The organism is Noviherbaspirillum soli (assembly GCF_015352955.1).
Classification (GTDB): Bacteria; Pseudomonadota; Gammaproteobacteria; order Burkholderiales; family Burkholderiaceae_D; genus Noviherbaspirillum_A; species Noviherbaspirillum_A soli.
This window is the reverse complement of record NZ_JACYOX010000026.1, coordinates 60,563-76,560: the sequence shown is the minus strand read 5'-3', so window position 1 is coordinate 76,560 and position 15,998 is coordinate 60,563. Positions and strand designations below refer to the sequence as shown.

Below are 15,998 nucleotides of genomic sequence, written 5' to 3'. Positions count from 1 at the left end.
TTCTTTGCACTATTCTGCACGGTCAATTCTTATCAGCAGTGGAGAAACCCCATGCACGCGCAAGGTCTATACGATCCAGCCAATGAACATGACGCCTGCGGCGTCGGTTTCATCGCCCATATCAAGGGCAAAAAAAGCCATTCCATCGTCGAGCAGGGTCTGCTGATTCTGAAGAATCTCGATCACCGCGGTGCGGTAGGCGCAGACAAGCTGATGGGCGACGGCGCCGGTATCCTGATCCAGATTCCAGACCAGTATTACCGTGAAGAAATGGCGAAGCAGGGCGTGACCCTGCCGCCGCCCGGCGAATATGGCGTTGGCATGGTGTTCCTGCCCAAGGAAAGCGCCTCGCGCATCGCCTGCGAGCAGGAAATCGAGCGCGCCGTGCTGGCCGAAGGCCAAGTCGTGCTGGGCTGGCGCGACGTGCCGGTCGACATCGACATGCCGATGTCGCCCACCGTGCGCGAAAAAGAGCCGGTGATCCGCCAGATCTTCATCGGCCGCGGCCAGGACATCATGGTGACCGACGCGCTGGAACGCAAGCTGTACGTGATCCGCAAGTCGTCCGGCCACGCGATCCAGGCGCTGAACCTGCTGCATGGCAAGGAATTCTTCGTGCCCTCGATGTCGGCCCGCACCGTGGTCTACAAGGGCCTGCTGCTGGCCGACCAGGTCGGCGTGTACTACCGCGACCTGCAGGACGAGCGCTGCATCTCCGCGCTGGCCCTGGTGCACCAGCGCTTCTCCACCAACACCTTCCCGGAATGGCCGCTGGCCCACCCGTACCGCCTCTTGGCGCACAACGGCGAGATCAACACCGTCAAGGGCAACTTCAACTGGATGCGCGCCCGCGAAGGCGTGATGAAGTCGGCCGTGCTGGGCGACGACCTGAAGAAGCTGTTCCCGCTGATCTATGAAGGCCAGTCCGATACCGCCTGCTTCGACAATGCGCTGGAACTGCTGGTGATGTCGGGCTACCCGATCCCCCAGGCCATGATGATGATGATTCCCGAAGCCTGGGAAAACCACACCCTGATGGACGACAACCGCCGCGCCTTCTATGAATACCATGCGGCCATGATGGAGCCGTGGGACGGCCCGGCCGCGATGGCCTTCACCGACGGCCGCCACATCGGCGGCACCCTGGACCGCAACGGCCTGCGCCCGGCCCGCTACATCGTCACCGACGACGACTTCGTGGTGATGGCGTCCGAGTCCGGCGTGCTGCCGATTCCGGAATCCAAGATCATCAAGAAATGGCGCCTGCAGCCGGGCAAGATGTTCCTGATCGACCTCGACGCCGGCCGCATCATCGACGACAAGGAACTCAAGGACACCTACGCCAACGCCAAGCCGTACAAGCAGTGGATCGAGTCGGTGCGCATCAAGCTCGACGACCTCGAGGCCGAAGCCGCCGCGCCGCAGGCCGACGTGCCGCTGCTGGACCGCCAGCAGGCCTTTGGCTATACCCAGGAAGACCTGAAGTTCCTGATGTCGCCGATGGCGGTGCAGGCCGAGGAAGCCACCGGCTCCATGGGCAACGACTCGCCGCTGGCCGTCATGTCCAACAAGAACAAGACGCTGTACCACTACTTCAAGCAGCTGTTTGCGCAGGTGACCAATCCGCCGATCGACCCGATCCGCGAAGCGATGGTGATGTCGCTGGTGTCCTTCATCGGTCCCAAGCCCAACCTGCTCGACACCAACAACATCAACCCGCCGATGCGGCTGGAAGTGTCGCAGCCCATCCTGGACTATGCCGACATCGCCCGCCTGCGCGAGATCAGCAAGCACACCGGCGGCAAGTTCCGCTCGCATGAGCTGGACATCTGCTATCCGCTGGCATGGGGCAAGGAAGGCATCGAGGCGCGCCTGGCGTCGCTGTGCGCGCAAGCCGTGGACGCAGTGCGTTCCGGCCACAACATCCTGATCATCTCCGACCGCCGCGTGAGCGCCGAGAACGTCGCGATCCCGGCGCTGCTGGCGACTTCCGCCATCCACCTGCACCTGGTCAGCAAGGGCCTGCGCACCTCCACCGGCCTGGTGGTGGAAACCGGCTCGGCCCGTGAGACGCATCACTTCGCGCTGCTGGCAGGCTACGGCGCCGAAGCGATCCACCCATACCTCGCGATGGACACCCTGGCCGACATGGCGCGCGGCCTGCCGGGCGACCTGTCGGAAGAGAAGGCGATCTACAACTTCCAGAAGGCCGTGGGCAAGGGTCTGATGAAGGTCATGTCCAAGATGGGCATCTCGACCTACATGTCCTACTGCGGCGCGCAGATCTTCGAAGCCATCGGCCTGAACAAGGCGCTGGTGGACAAGTACTTCAAGGGCACCGCATCCAACGTCGAAGGCATCGGCGTGTTCGAAGTGGCCGAGGAAGCGCTGCGCCTGCACCGCCTGGCCTTCGGCAACGACCCGGTCCTGGCCAACGCGCTCGACACCGGCGGCGAATACGCCTACCGCGTGCGCGGCGAAGACCACATGTGGACGCCGGACGCGATCGCCAAGCTGCAGCACTCGGCCCGCGCCAACAACTTCAGCACCTACAAGGAATACGCCCAGATCATCAACGACCAGTCGCGTCGCCACATGACCCTGCGCGGCCTGTTCGAGTTCAAGCTCGACCCGGCCCGTGCGATCCCGCTGGAGGAAGTCGAACCGGCCAAGGAAATCGTCAAGCGCTTCGCCACCGGCGCCATGTCGCTCGGCTCGATCTCGACCGAAGCCCATGCCACGCTGGCCATCGCGATGAACCGCATCGGCGGCAAGTCCAACACCGGCGAAGGCGGCGAGGACGAGAACCGCTATCGCCAGGAACTGAAGGGCATCCCGATAAAGCAGGGCGACACCCTGGCGTCCATCGTTGGCAAGGAGCAGATCGAAGTCGACATGCCGCTCTTGGCAGGCGACTCGCTGCGTTCCAAGATCAAGCAGGTGGCATCGGGCCGCTTCGGCGTCACCGCCGAGTACCTGATCTCGGCCGACCAGATCCAGATCAAGATGGCGCAGGGCGCGAAACCCGGCGAAGGCGGCCAGCTGCCCGGCCACAAGGTGTCCGAGTACATCGCCAAGCTGCGCTTCTCGGTGCCTGGCGTGGGCCTGATCTCGCCGCCGCCGCACCATGACATCTACTCGATCGAGGACCTGGCGCAGCTGATCCACGACCTGAAGAACGTCAATCCGCAGGCATCGATCTCGGTCAAGCTGGTGTCCGAAGTGGGCGTGGGCACCGTGGCCGCGGGCGTGGCGAAAGCCAAGGCCGACCACGTGGTGGTGGCAGGCCATGACGGCGGCACCGGCGCGTCGCCGCTGTCCTCGGTCAAGCATGCCGGCACGCCGTGGGAACTCGGCCTGGCCGAAACCCAGCAGACGCTGGTGCTGAACCGCCTGCGCAGCCGCATCCGCGTGCAGACCGACGGCCAGATCAAGACCGGCCGCGACGTCGTGATCGCCGCGATGCTGGGCGCCGATGAAGTGGGCTTTGCCACCGCACCGCTGGTGGCCGAGGGCTGCATCATGATGCGCAAGTGCCACCTGAATACCTGCCCGGTGGGCGTGGCCACGCAAGACCCGGTGCTGCGCAAGAAATTCACCGGCAAGCCGGAACACGTGGTGAACTTTTTCTTCTTCGTCGCCGAGGAAGCGCGCCAGATCATGGCGCAGCTGGGCATCCGCACCTATGACGAGCTGATCGGCCGCACCGACCTGCTGGACAAGTCGCGCGCCGTGTCGCACTGGAAGGCCAAGGGCCTGGACTTCAGCCGCATCTTCCATCAGCCGGAACTGTCGGACGACATCCCGCTGTACCAGGCCGAGTTCCAGGACCACGGCCTGGAGTCCGCGCTGGACCACAAGCTGATCGCACAGGCCAAACCGGCGCTGGAGAAGGGCGAGCGCGTCTCCTTCATCACGCCGATCAAGAACCTGAACCGTACCGTTGGCGCGATGCTGTCGGGCGAAGTGGCCAAGCGTTACGGCCATGAAGGCCTGCCGGATGACACCATCCACATCCAGCTGCACGGCACCGCGGGCCAGTCGGCCGGCGCCTTCCTGGCGCACGGCATCACGCTGGACCTGGTGGGCGAGGGCAATGACTATGTCGGCAAGGGCCTGTCGGGCGGCCGCATCGTGGTGCGTCCCAACACCGAGTTCCGCGGCCGTGCCGTGGACAACATCATCATCGGCAACACCGTGCTGTACGGCGCGATCGCTGGCGAAGCCTTCTTCAACGGCGTGGCCGGCGAACGCTTCGCAGTGCGCAACTCCGGCGCGGTGGCCGTGGTGGAAGGCACCGGCGACCATGGCTGCGAATACATGACCGGCGGCACCGTGGTCGTGCTGGGCACCACCGGCCGCAACTTCGCAGCTGGCATGTCGGGCGGCATCGCCTACGTCTGTGACGAGGATGGCGACTTCGCGAAGAAGTGCAACATGTCGATGGTGGCGCTTGAGCCGGTGCTGTCGGCCGCGGACCAGGAAGCCAAGATGCCGAAGGCGACCTGGCACAGCCAGCTGCGCGGCGGCCAGAGCCAGGCCGACGAGGTGATCCTGAAGGGCCTGATCGAGCGTCACTTCAAGTACACCGGCAGCACCCGCGCGCGGGCCCTGCTGGACGACTGGTCCAATGCCCGCAGCAAGTTCGTCAAGGTGTTCCCGACCGAGTACAAGCGGGCGCTGGGCGAAATGGATGCGGCGCGCATCGCCAAGGCAGCCAAGGACAAGGTTCCGGCTTAACGATCAACAATCCCGCGCGGCACGACGCCGCGCGGTTGACGAGGTGAGTAAAACAAATGGGTAAAGTAACCGGCTTTCTGGAGTTCCAGCGCCTGCAAGAAGCGGCCGAACCATCGACCGCGCGCATCAAGCATTACAAGGAATTCACTGTCCGCCTGTCGGACGACCAGGCCAAGGTGCAGGGCGCGCGCTGCATGGACTGCGGCATCCCCTTCTGCAACAGCAGCTGCCCGGTCAACAACATCATTCCCGACTGGAATGACATGGTGTACCGCGGCACCTACCGCGAAGCGCTGGACAACCTGCATTCGACCAACAACTTCCCGGAGTTCACCGGTCGCATCTGCCCGGCGCCCTGCGAGGCCGGCTGCACGTTGAACATCAACAACGACCCGGTGGGCATCAAGTCGATCGAGCATTTCATCATCGACAAGGGCTGGGAAAACGGCTGGGTGGTACCGCTGCCGGCCGAGAACAAGACTGGCAAGAAGGTCGCCGTCGTCGGTTCCGGCCCGGCCGGCATGGCCGCGGCCCAGCAGCTGGCCCGCGTCGGCCACGACGTGACCGTGTTCGAGAAGAATGACCGGGTCGGCGGCCTGCTGCGCTATGGCATTCCCGACTTCAAGATGGAAAAGTCCCATATCGACCGCCGCGTCGAGCAGATGAAGGCCGAAGGCGTGACCTTCCGTACCGGCGTGCTGGTGGGCAAGGACTTCCCGGCCAACGTCACCAACTGGGCCAAGGAAACGGTCTCGCCGGAACAGCTGAACGCAGAGTTCGACGCGGTGATCATCGCCGGCGGCGCCGAGCAGCCGCGCGACCTGCCGGTGCCCGGCCGCGAATTGGCCGGCGTGCATTTCGCGATGGACTTCCTGCCGCTGCAGAACAAGGTCAATGCCGGCGACAAGCTCAAGGACCAGATCAAGGCCACCGGCAAGCATGTGGTCGTGATCGGCGGCGGCGACACCGGCTCCGACTGCGTCGGCACCTCCAACCGCCATGGCGCGGCATCGGTGGTGCAGTTCGAACTGCTGCCGCAGCCGCCCGAGCAGGAAAACAAGCCGCTGGTATGGCCGTACTGGCCGACCAAGCTGCGCACCTCGTCCTCCCACGAGGAAGGCTGCGAGCGCGACTGGGCGGTGGCTACCAAGCGCCTGGAAGGCAAGAACGGCAAGGTCGAGAAGCTGATCGCCGCCCGCGTCGAGTGGAAGGACGGCCGCATGCAGGAAGTGCCGGATTCGGAATTCGAACTGAAGGCCGACCTGGTGCTGCTGGCCATGGGCTTCGTGTCGCCGGTGCAGCAGGTGCTGGATGCGTTCGGCGTCGACAAGGATGCCCGCGGCAACGCCCGCGCCAGCACCGAAGGCGATACCTGCTACAAGACCTCGGTCGACAAGGTGTTCGCCGCCGGCGACGTGCGTCGCGGCCAGTCGCTGGTGGTCTGGGCGATCCGCGAAGGCAGGCAGTGCGCCCGCGCAGTGGACGAGTTCCTGATGGGCTCGTCGGTGCTGCCGCGCTGATACGGCGTCCTCGCTCGTATTAAAAGCCTGCGCAAGCAGGCTTTTTCCTTTGCGGAATGCCTCCCCCGTAGGCTGCGAGCAGCTTGGCTACAGGAAAGGTTATAATCCGGCGGTTTTGCTGTCGAGTCAGTAGATTGCTGCAATTAAAAACTTGTTGTTTCCAGGGAATTTTTTTCGGAAGTGTCGCTATCGCCAACCTCTTGCAGTTGCTTCGAAGGCAAGGGGGCGGTGAACGTCATGGTGTCCCGCCATTCGCGATGCGCAACAGGATTTCTTAATTGCAACTAAGCGCATTCCTTCTTGCAGGCAGAATTTGCCGGTCAGCGTTAGCTGGCGCTCCAAGCCTGAGCGGCTTTCTGCTCTACAATCACGTATTTTTAAATTCCGCCACGACCCGTGTCCAATCTCGTAGAAATTCGCGACCTGCATTTTGCCTATGGAGACCGACCCATCCTGTCCGGGCTGGAAATGGATTTCCCACGCGGCAAGGTGATCGCGGTGATGGGCGGTTCCGGATCGGGCAAGACCACCATCCTGCGCCTGATTGGCGGGCAGCTTGCGCCCACCCGGGGTAGCGTCACGGTGGACGGCAAGGCGGTCGATACCCGCAACCAGGCGGCGCTCTACCAGATGCGCCGGCGCATCGGCATGCTGTTCCAGCACGGCGCGCTGTTCACCGACCTCACCGTGTTCGATAACGTGGCCTTTCCGCTGCGCGAGAATGCCGACCTGCCGGACGAGCTGCTGCGCGACCTGGTGCTGATGAAGCTGCATGCGGTCGGCCTGCGCAATGCAGCCATGCTGAAACCCGCCGAGATTTCCGGCGGCATGGCGCGCCGGGTCGCGCTGGCGCGGGCAGTCGCGCTGGACCCGCAGCTGATTATGTACGATGAGCCGTTCGCCGGGCTCGACCCGATCTCGATGGGCGTGACCGCCAACCTGATCCGCCGCCTGAACGATGCGCTGGGCTCGACCTCCATCCTGGTGTCGCACGACGTGCATGAGTCGTTCTCGATCGCCGACTATGTGTATTTCCTGTCACAGGGAAAAATCGTCGCCCACGGCACGCCGCAGCAGATGCTGGCATCGAGCGACCCGTATGTGAAGCAGTTCGTCCATGCCGAGGCCGACGGCCCGGTGCCTTTTCATTATCCCGGCCGCAGCCTGGCCGACGATCTCGGCCTGGGAGCGCGTCCATGATCCTGGCTTTCCTGGCCGCGATCGGACGCGGCGTTCGCGAATTCATCGTCAACCTGGGCTACGGCACCCGCACCTTTTTCGCGGTGCTGGGCGCGTCGGGCGGCCTGCTGCGGCGCTTTCGCCTGGTCACCGACCAGATTCATTTCATCGGCAATTATTCGCTAGTCATCATCGGCGTTTCCGGCCTGTTCGTCGGCTTCGTGCTGGGCCTGCAGGGTTACTACACCCTGAACAAATACGGCTCCGAGCAGGCGCTGGGCCTGCTGGTGGCGCTGTCGCTGACCCGGGAACTGGGTCCGGTAGTGACCGCGTTGCTGTTCGCCGGCCGCGCCGGCACCTCGCTGACGGCCGAGATCGGCCTGATGAAGGCGGGCGAGCAGCTGGCGGCGATGGAAATGATGGCGGTCAATCCGCTGCAGCGGGTGCTGGCGCCACGGTTCTGGGCCGGCGTGATCGCCATGCCCATCCTGGCCGCGATCTTCAGCGCGGTGGGCATCCTGGGCGGCTACGTGGTCGGCGTGCTGCTGATCGGCGTCGACGAGGGCGCTTTCTGGTCGCAGATGCAGGGTGGCGTCGATATCTTCAAGGACATTGCCAATGGCGTCATCAAGAGCATTGTTTTCGGCATAGCGGTGACGTTCATCGCCCTCTACCAGGGTTATGAAGCCCGCCCGACGCCGGAAGGCGTTGCCCGCGCCACCACGCGGACCGTGGTGATCGGCTCGCTCACCGTGCTGGCGCTGGACTTCCTGCTCACGGCGCTGATGTTCAATACATAACGGTTTCGAAGGGTGTAAGCATGCAACGTAAATCTCTGGATGTCTGGGTTGGCCTGTTCGTGGTGCTGGGCGCGGCCGCCTTGCTGTTCCTGGCGCTAAAGGCCGGCAACATGAGCTCCATTTCCTTCGCCAAGACCTATGAGGTGACGGCGCGCTTCGACAACATCGGCGGCTTAAAGCCCGGCGCGCCGGTCAAGAGCGCCGGCGTGGTGGTCGGCCGGGTAGACAACATCGGCCTGAACAGCAAGACCTTCCAGGCGGAAGTCAGGCTGAAGATGCAGAGCGGCTACCCGTTCCCGAAGGACAGCTCGGCCAAGATCCTGACCTCGGGCCTGCTGGGCGAGCAGTACATCGGCCTGGAGCCCGGCGGCGACACCAACAATCTCGCCCAGGGCGACCGCATCACCATGACGCAGTCCGCGATCGTGCTGGAAAATCTGATCAGTCAATTCCTCTTCAGCAAGGCTGCTGAAGGGAAAGAGGAACAAAAACAATGAATACCCTGGGCCGTCCCCTGCTTGCGCTCTGCGTGGTCACCATCCTGTCCGGCTGCGCCACCACAGGTTCCACGGGCTCCACCGGTTCCGAGGCTTCCGCGCGGAACCCGGTGGACCCGTTCGAGAAGTTCAACCGGACGATGTTCAACTTCAACGACAAGGTGGACCAGTACGCCCTGAAGCCGGCGGCCATCGCCTACAAGCGCGTGGTGCCTTCCTTCATGCAGACCGGCGTCTACAACTTCTTTGGCAACCTCGGCGATGTCTGGACCGCGGTCAACAATCTGCTGCAGGGCAGGGTGGCCGATGGCGTCTCGGACGTGATGCGCTTCACCATCAATTCCACCTTCGGCCTTGCCGGCCTGATCGACATCAGCAGCGATGCCGGCCTGCCCAAGCATAGCCAGGACTTCGGCGCCACCCTGGGCGTCTGGGGCGTGCAGTCCGGGCCCTATGTCGTGCTGCCGCTGCTCGGTTCGTCCACCGTGCGCGACTCGGCGGCATTGCCCGCCGATTTCGCCGGCAACCCGTGGACCTACGTAACGCCCGACGCCACCCGCTACCTCGGCACCGCGCTGCGCGTGATCGACCTGCGCGCCGGCGTGCTGGACGCGTCCAACCTGATCGAGGATGCCGCGCTGGACCGCTATGAATTCATCCGCGACGCCTATCTGCAGCGCCGCGCCGGCAAGATCAGCAGCAACCGCGAACGCGGCGCCGACTCGGTCTACCGCGCGCTGCCCGACGACGAGGACCCGGATTCGAAAACGGACAATGGTTCGTCATTGAATGGCGGTTCGGCAGCCCCATCTGCGGAACCGTCGACCAGGGGCGATGCCCAACAGGAAAAGGCGCCGGCCGCACCTGCCGCCAGCGGCAGCCAGCCGGCATTCATTCCCGCCCCCGGCGGGGACACCCGCAAGTAATCGTGACGGCGTGCGGGCAGGCATGCCGCTGTCACTGTCAATTTCAGGAAAAAAATCATGTTTAAAAAATTCATCGCAATTATCACCCTTGGCATGCTGGGCTTCACCGGCGCCGCCGTCGCCCAGGAAGCGCCGGACGTGTTCATCAAGCGCATCAGCCAGGAAGTGCTGGAAACGGCCAAGAGCGACAAGGACATCCAGAGCGGCAACCAGCAGAAGATCCTGGACGTGGTGCAGAGCAAGATACTGCCCAACGTCGACTTTCAGCGCATGACGGCGCTCGCCGCCGGCCGTCACTGGCGCGAAGCCACGCCGGAACAGCAGAAGCGGCTGACCGAGGAATTCCGTGACCTGCTGGTCTATACCTATGCCGGCGCGATCGCCCAGATCCGCGACCAGCATCTGGAATTCAAGCCGATGCGCAACGACCCGTCCGACACCGAGGTGGAAGTGCGTTCGCAGGTAGTGCAGCAGCGCGGCGAGCCGATCCAGCTCAATTACCGCCTGACCAAGGCTGGCAATACCTGGAAGATCTATGACCTGAACGTGCTCGGCGCCTGGCTGGTGGAAACCTACAAGGGCAACTTCGCCAGCGAGATCAGCAAGGGCGGCATCGACGGCCTGATCAAGACCCTGGCAGAGCGCAACAAGAAGCTGTCGGCCAACGGCATCGCCAGGAACGCGAAATCCTGAGCATGTACCAGCCAGCCGAATCGCTGACCCTGGCCGACGCCAGGGCCGTACTGGGCGCAGGCCTGCAGGCGATCGCCGGCGGCCAGGCCGAGATCGACCTGGCCCGCATGTCCACGGTCGATTCCTCGGCGGTGGCCACCCTGCTGGCCTGGAAGCGGGCGGCGGCGGCGCGCAATGCGCCGCTGGCCCTGCGCAATGCGCCAGACAGCCTGCGCAGCCTGGCGCAACTGTACGGCGTGGCTGAACTCCTGCAGCTTTCCTAGCATCGCGGCCGCGCAGTTGGCTGCGCGGCCTGGTGTGGGCAGGCAACATACAGCCTCCATCCTCCTGGCGAACGGCCCGCCGCTTGCCTCCCGCAGCCCGGCCCGGAGTGCCTGTGCGGAAATCCCCTATAATCAAGCCCTTTCACCGGCCGGCTTTTCCTGCGCCGGTTCATCCGCAACAACAATGAAGCCCGCATGGCCGCCATTCAGATAGACCAGGTAAAGAAACGCTACGGCACGCTGCAAGCCCTGGGCGGCGTCACATTCTCCATCGAGGAAGGCGAGTTTTTCGGATTGCTGGGGCCCAATGGCGCCGGCAAGACCACGCTCATTTCCATCCTCGCCGGCCTGAACCGCGCCGATTCCGGCAGCGTGAAGATCATGGGCCACGACGTGGTCCGCGATTACCGCCAGGCGCGCAGCCTGCTTGGCGTGGTGCCGCAGGAACTGGTGTTCGATCCCTTTTTCACCGTGCGCGAAACCCTGCGCATGCAGTCCGGCTACTTCGGGCTGAAAAAGAACGACGACTGGATCGACGAGATCATGCACAACCTCGACCTGACCAACAAGGCCGATGCCAACATGCGCGCGCTGTCCGGCGGCATGAAGCGCCGGGTGCTGGTCGCGCAGGCGCTGGTGCACAAGCCGCCGGTCATCGTGCTCGACGAGCCGACCGCCGGCGTCGACGTCGAACTGCGCCAGACCCTGTGGAAGTTCGTCTCGCGCCTGAACCGGGAAGGCCATACGGTGGTGCTGACCACCCACTACCTGGAAGAGGCGCAGGCGCTGTGCAACCGCATCGCCATGCTGCGCGGCGGCAAGGTGGTGGCGCTCGATTCCACCGCCGCGCTGATCCGCCGCATTTCCGGCTCGCAGCTGGAAGTGCAGCTGGCCGGCGAATTCCCTGGCTCGCTGGCGCCGCTGCTGTCGCATCCGGCCGAGCCGGGCAGCAACAAGTATGTGTTCCGCATCGCCGACTATGCCGATGTCGAGCCGATACTCGCCACACTGCGCCAGAACGGCGCGCAGATCGAGGACATGCAGCTGCACCAGGCTGACCTGGAAGATGTGTTCATTGAAATCATGGAAGGCAGCAAATGACGGGCTTTCGCACGCTGTTCTACAAGGAAGTCTTGCGTTTCTGGAAGGTCGCCACGCAAACCCTGACCGCGCCCATCGTCACCGCCATGCTCTACCTGCTGATCTTCGGCCAGGTGCTGGAAGGCCGGGTCGAGGTCTATCCGGGCGTCTCCTACACCGCCTTCCTGGTGCCGGGGCTGGTGATGATGAGCGTGCTGCAGAATGCCTTCGCCAATTCCTCGTCGTCGCTGATCCAGTCCAAGATCACCGGCAACCTGGTGTTCATCCTGCTGCCGCCGCTGTCGCATTGGGAAATGTTCAGCGCCTATGTGCTGGCGGCCATGGTGCGCGGCCTGGCGGTCGGCCTGGGCGTGTTCGTCATCACCGCCTGGTTCGCCCACCTGTCCTTTGTCGCGCCGCTGTGGATCTTCGCCTTTGCGCTGCTGGGCTCGGCGATCCTGGCCACCATGGGCCTGATCGCCGGCATCTGGGCGGAGAAATTCGACCAGCTGGCCGCTTTCCAGAATTTCCTGATCATGCCGGCAACCTTCCTGGCCGGCGTGTTCTATTCGATACACTCGCTGCCGCCTTTCTGGCTGGCGGTGTCGCACGCCAATCCGTTTTTTTATATGATTGACGGCTTTCGCTACGGTTTCTTCGGCCATTCCGACGTGGCGCCCGGCATCAGCTTTGCGATCGTGACCACCTTCTTCGTGGTGCTCGCCGGCGTTGCCATCACCATGCTCAAGAGCGGCTACAAGCTGCGCCATTGACCATCGAACACAACGCAATGCGCTCGACCATCATCAACCTCAACAAGGCAGAAATCATGTTGCCCACCCCCGAGCTCGTGAAGAGCTATATCGCCGCCGGCCTCGACTGCACCCACCTGGAGGTCGAAGGCGACGGCCAGCATTTCACCGCCGTCATCGTGTCGCCGGCCTTTGCCGGCAAGCGCCTGATCCAGCGCCATCAACTGGTCTATGCGGCCCTGGGCGACCGCATGCGCGAGGAAATCCATGCCTTGTCGATGAAGACGCTGACCCCTGACGAATTTCAAACGTAATGCAAAAACTGTTAATCACGGGCGGCAAGCGCCTGGCTGGCGACATCGCCATTTCCGGCGCAAAGAATGCGGCGCTGCCCATCCTGTGCGCCGGCCTGCTGACGGCCGACACCGTGCAGCTGTCCAACGTGCCGCGCCTGCAGGACGTGGCCACCATGCTGAAACTGCTGCGCCAGATGGGCCTGCGCGCAGAGGAAGAGGGCGATCGCATTGCTCTCAACGGCGGCCGCATCGACAAGCTCGAGGCGCCGTATGAAATGGTGAAGACCATGCGCGCCGCCATCCTGGTGCTGGGGCCGCTGGTGGCGCGCTTCGGCGAAGCCCGCGTCTCGCTGCCGGGCGGCTGCGCGATCGGTTCGCGTCCGGTCGACCAGCACATCAAGGGCCTGCGGGCGATGGGCGCCGAGATCCAGATCGAGGCCGGCTATATCCATGCCCGCGCCAAGAAGCTCCGCGGCGCGCGCATCGTCACCGACATGATCACCGTCACCGGCACCGAGAACCTGCTGATGGCCGCCACCCTGGCCGAAGGCGAGACCGTGCTGGAAAACGCCGCGCGCGAACCGGAAGTGACGGATCTGGCCAACCTGCTGGTGGCCATGGGCGCGCAGATTTCCGGCATCGGCACCGACCGCCTGGTGATCCAGGGCGTGCCCAGCCTGCATGGCGCCTCGCATGCGGTGATTCCCGACCGTGTGGAAACCGCCACCTTCCTGTGCGCGGTGGCCGCCGCCGGCGGCGACGTGACGCTGACCAACGTGCGCACCGACATCCTCGACGTCGCGCTCGACAAGCTGCGCGAAGCCGGCGTGGTGCTGACCAGCGGCCCGGACTGGATCCGCGCCCAGATGGCGGCGCGGCCGAAGGCAGTCAGCTTCCGCACCACCGAATACCCCGGTTTCCCGACCGACATGCAGGCCCAGTTCATGGCGCTGAACTGCATCGCCGAAGGCAACAGCCGCGTCACCGAAACCATCTTCGAGAACCGCTTCATGCATGTGCAGGAAATGAACCGCCTCGGCGCCTGCATCGGCATCGAGGGCCATACCGCGATCATCGAGGGCGTGCCGCAACTGGTCGGCGCGCCGGTGATGGCGACCGACCTGCGCGCCTCCGCCTCGCTGGTGATCGCCGGCCTGGCCGCCCGCGGCGAAACCCTGGTCGACCGCATCTATCACCTCGACCGCGGCTATGACCGCATGGAAGTCAAGCTGTGCGCCGTCGGCGCCGACATACAGAGGGTGAACGGATGAATCGTCAATTAACGCTGGCCCTGTCCAAGGGCCGCATCTTCGAGGAAACCCTGCCGCTGCTGCAGGCGGCCGGCATCACGGTGACCGAGAACCCGGAAACCTCGCGCAAGCTGATCCTGCCGACCAATGACGAGGCGCTGCGGGTGATCATCGTGCGCGCTTCCGACGTGCCGACCTATGTGCAGCATGGCGCCGCCGACTTCGGCGTGGCCGGCAAGGACGTGCTGCTGGAGCATGGCGGCGAAGGCCTGTACCAGCCGATCGACCTCAACATCGCGCGCTGCCGGATGTCGGTGGCGGTCTCGGCCGGCTTCGACTATGCCAGCGCGGTGAAGCAGGGCGCGCGGCTGCGGGTGGCCACCAAGTACACCGAGACGGCGCGCCAGCATTTCGCCGCCAAGGGCGTGCATGTGGACCTGATCAAGCTGTATGGCTCGATGGAGCTGGCGCCGCTGGTCGGCCTGTCGGACGCCATCGTCGACCTGGTCAGCACCGGCAGCACGCTCAAGGCCAACCACCTGGTCGAAGTCGAGCACATCATGGATATCTCCTCGCGCCTGGTGGTGAACCAGGCCGCGCTGAAATTGAAGCGCGAGCGCCTCCAGCCCATCATCGACGCCTTCGAGCAGGCGTCGAAACGTTAACCCATCCTCTATCGCCATGTCCGCACCGATACGCACACTCGATTCGACCGACGCCGATTTCAATGCGCAGCTGCGCGCCGTGCTGGCCTTCGAGGCCAGCGAGGATGACGCGATCGACCGCGCCGCCGCCGGCATCCTGGCCGATGTGAAGGCCCGCGGCGACGCCGCCGTGCTGGAATACACCAACCGCTTCGACCAGATGGAAGCGGCCTCGATGCAGGCGCTGGAAATCCGCCAGGACGAGCTGCATGCGGCGCTGGCCGGCCTGCCCGAGGCGCGCCGCGAGGCGCTGCAGATCGCGGCCGACCGGGTGCGCGCCTATCACGAGCGGCAGAAGGAGGAGTGCGGTTCCGACGGCTTCCTCTACACCGAGGATGACGGCACCGTGCTGGGCCAGAAGGTGACGCCGCTGGACCGGGTCGGCATCTATGTGCCGGGCGGCAAGGCGGCCTACCCCTCGTCCGTGCTGATGAACGCAATTCCGGCCCATGTGGCCGGCGTGCAGGAGATCATCATGGTGGTGCCCACGCCCGCCGGCGTGAAGAACGAGCTGGTGCTGGCCGCCGCCGCGATCGCCGGCGTCAACCGCGTCTTCACCATCGGCGGCGCGCAGGCGGTAGGCGCGCTGGCCTATGGCACGGCCACCATTCCCCAGGTCGACAAGATCGTCGGCCCCGGCAATGCCTATGTGGCCGCCGCCAAGCGCCGGGTGTTCGGCACGGTGGGCATCGACATGATCGCAGGGCCGTCCGAGATCCTGGTGCTGTGCGACGGCAGCACCGACCCCGACTGGGTGGCGATGGACCTGTTTTCCCAGGCCGAGCATGACGAACTGGCGCAGTCCATCCTGGTTTGCCCGGACGCCGACTACATGGCGCGCGTGCAGCAGAGCGTGGACCGCCTGCTGGAAGAAATGCCGCGCAAGGACGTGATCCGCACCTCGCTGACCAACCGCGGCGCGATGGTCAAGGTGCGCGACATGAACGAGGCCTGCGAGATCGCCAACTTCATCGCGCCCGAGCACCTGGAGATCTCGGCCGAGAATCCGCTGGCCTGGTCGCACCGCATCCGCCACGCCGGCGCGATGTTCCTCGGCCGCTTCTCGTCCGAGTCCATCGGCGACTACTGCGCCGGCCCCAACCATGTGCTGCCGACCTCCCGCACCGCGCGCTTCTCCTCGCCGCTGGGCGTCTACGACTTCCAGAAGCGCTCGTCGGTGATCCAGGTCAGCGAGGCCGGCGCCCGCACGCTGGGCCAGGTGGCGGCCGAGCTGGCCTACGGCGAAGGCCTGCAGGCGCATGCCCGCTCCGCCGAATACCGCTACAAGAAATGATGCG

The 15,998-nt window shown here is 64.6% G+C and carries 14 protein-coding genes; all 14 read left to right on the top strand.

Translation table 11 applies throughout. The features are described 5' to 3' along the window. Positions 1-51: 51 nt before the first annotated feature. The gene (locus IGW04_RS17530; protein WP_194714375.1) at positions 52-4,740 is read left to right on the top strand and encodes a glutamate synthase-related protein; all 4,689 of its coding nucleotides are present in this window, start codon (positions 52-54) and stop codon (positions 4,738-4,740) included. 56 nt (positions 4,741-4,796) lie between these two features. After that, positions 4,797-6,260, top strand: coding sequence for a glutamate synthase subunit beta (locus tag IGW04_RS17525; RefSeq protein ID WP_194714374.1), 1,464 nt, complete (start codon positions 4,797-4,799; stop codon positions 6,258-6,260). Between the two features lie 396 nt (positions 6,261-6,656). Beyond that, positions 6,657-7,460, top strand: coding sequence for an ABC transporter ATP-binding protein (locus IGW04_RS17520; protein WP_194714373.1), 804 nt, complete (start codon positions 6,657-6,659; stop codon positions 7,458-7,460). Continuing rightward, a complete protein-coding gene (gene mlaE / locus IGW04_RS17515) occupies positions 7,457-8,239 on the top strand; it encodes a lipid asymmetry maintenance ABC transporter permease subunit MlaE (RefSeq protein WP_194714372.1) in 783 nt (260 codons plus the stop codon). The genes IGW04_RS17520 and mlaE overlap by 4 nt, the downstream gene beginning before the upstream one ends. A 20-nt stretch (positions 8,240-8,259) precedes the next feature. Further along, complete coding sequence (mlaD, locus tag IGW04_RS17510; protein WP_194714371.1) at positions 8,260-8,736, top strand: outer membrane lipid asymmetry maintenance protein MlaD; 477 nt, start codon at positions 8,260-8,262, stop codon at positions 8,734-8,736. After that, positions 8,733-9,662: an MlaA family lipoprotein gene (locus IGW04_RS17505; protein WP_194714370.1), complete on the top strand. Its 930-nt coding sequence runs from the start codon at positions 8,733-8,735 to the stop codon at positions 9,660-9,662. Before mlaD ends, IGW04_RS17505 begins: the two co-directional genes overlap by 4 nt. A 57-nt stretch (positions 9,663-9,719) precedes the next feature. Further along, positions 9,720-10,355 carry an MlaC/ttg2D family ABC transporter substrate-binding protein gene (locus tag IGW04_RS17500; RefSeq protein WP_194714369.1) on the top strand — a complete coding sequence of 212 codons (636 nt, stop codon included), beginning with the start codon at positions 9,720-9,722 and terminating at the stop codon, positions 10,353-10,355. Between the two features lie 2 nt (positions 10,356-10,357). Then, positions 10,358-10,618 carry an STAS domain-containing protein gene (locus IGW04_RS17495; protein ID WP_194714368.1) on the top strand — a complete coding sequence of 87 codons (261 nt, stop codon included), beginning with the start codon at positions 10,358-10,360 and terminating at the stop codon, positions 10,616-10,618. Positions 10,619-10,813: 195 nt separating this feature from the next. Beyond that, complete coding sequence (locus IGW04_RS17490) at positions 10,814-11,719, top strand: ABC transporter ATP-binding protein (protein ID WP_194714367.1); 906 nt, start codon at positions 10,814-10,816, stop codon at positions 11,717-11,719. After that, positions 11,716-12,471 (top strand): ABC transporter permease, encoded by a 756-nt coding sequence (locus IGW04_RS17485; RefSeq protein ID WP_194714366.1) that lies wholly within the window; start codon positions 11,716-11,718, stop codon positions 12,469-12,471. Before IGW04_RS17490 ends, IGW04_RS17485 begins: the two co-directional genes overlap by 4 nt. 56 nt (positions 12,472-12,527) lie before the next feature. Then, complete coding sequence (locus tag IGW04_RS17480; RefSeq protein ID WP_194714388.1) at positions 12,528-12,764, top strand: BolA family protein; 237 nt, start codon at positions 12,528-12,530, stop codon at positions 12,762-12,764. After that, complete coding sequence (gene murA, locus IGW04_RS17475) at positions 12,764-14,017, top strand: UDP-N-acetylglucosamine 1-carboxyvinyltransferase (protein WP_194714365.1); 1,254 nt, start codon at positions 12,764-12,766, stop codon at positions 14,015-14,017. The genes IGW04_RS17480 and murA overlap by 1 nt, the downstream gene beginning before the upstream one ends. After that, complete coding sequence (gene hisG / locus IGW04_RS17470; RefSeq protein WP_194714364.1) at positions 14,014-14,661, top strand: ATP phosphoribosyltransferase; 648 nt, start codon at positions 14,014-14,016, stop codon at positions 14,659-14,661. The genes murA and hisG overlap by 4 nt, the downstream gene beginning before the upstream one ends. Before the next feature lie 16 nt (positions 14,662-14,677). After that, entirely contained in the window at positions 14,678-15,994 is a 1,317-nt protein-coding gene (hisD, locus tag IGW04_RS17465; RefSeq protein WP_194714363.1) for a histidinol dehydrogenase, read from the top strand. Positions 15,995-15,998: the final 4 nt, after the last annotated feature.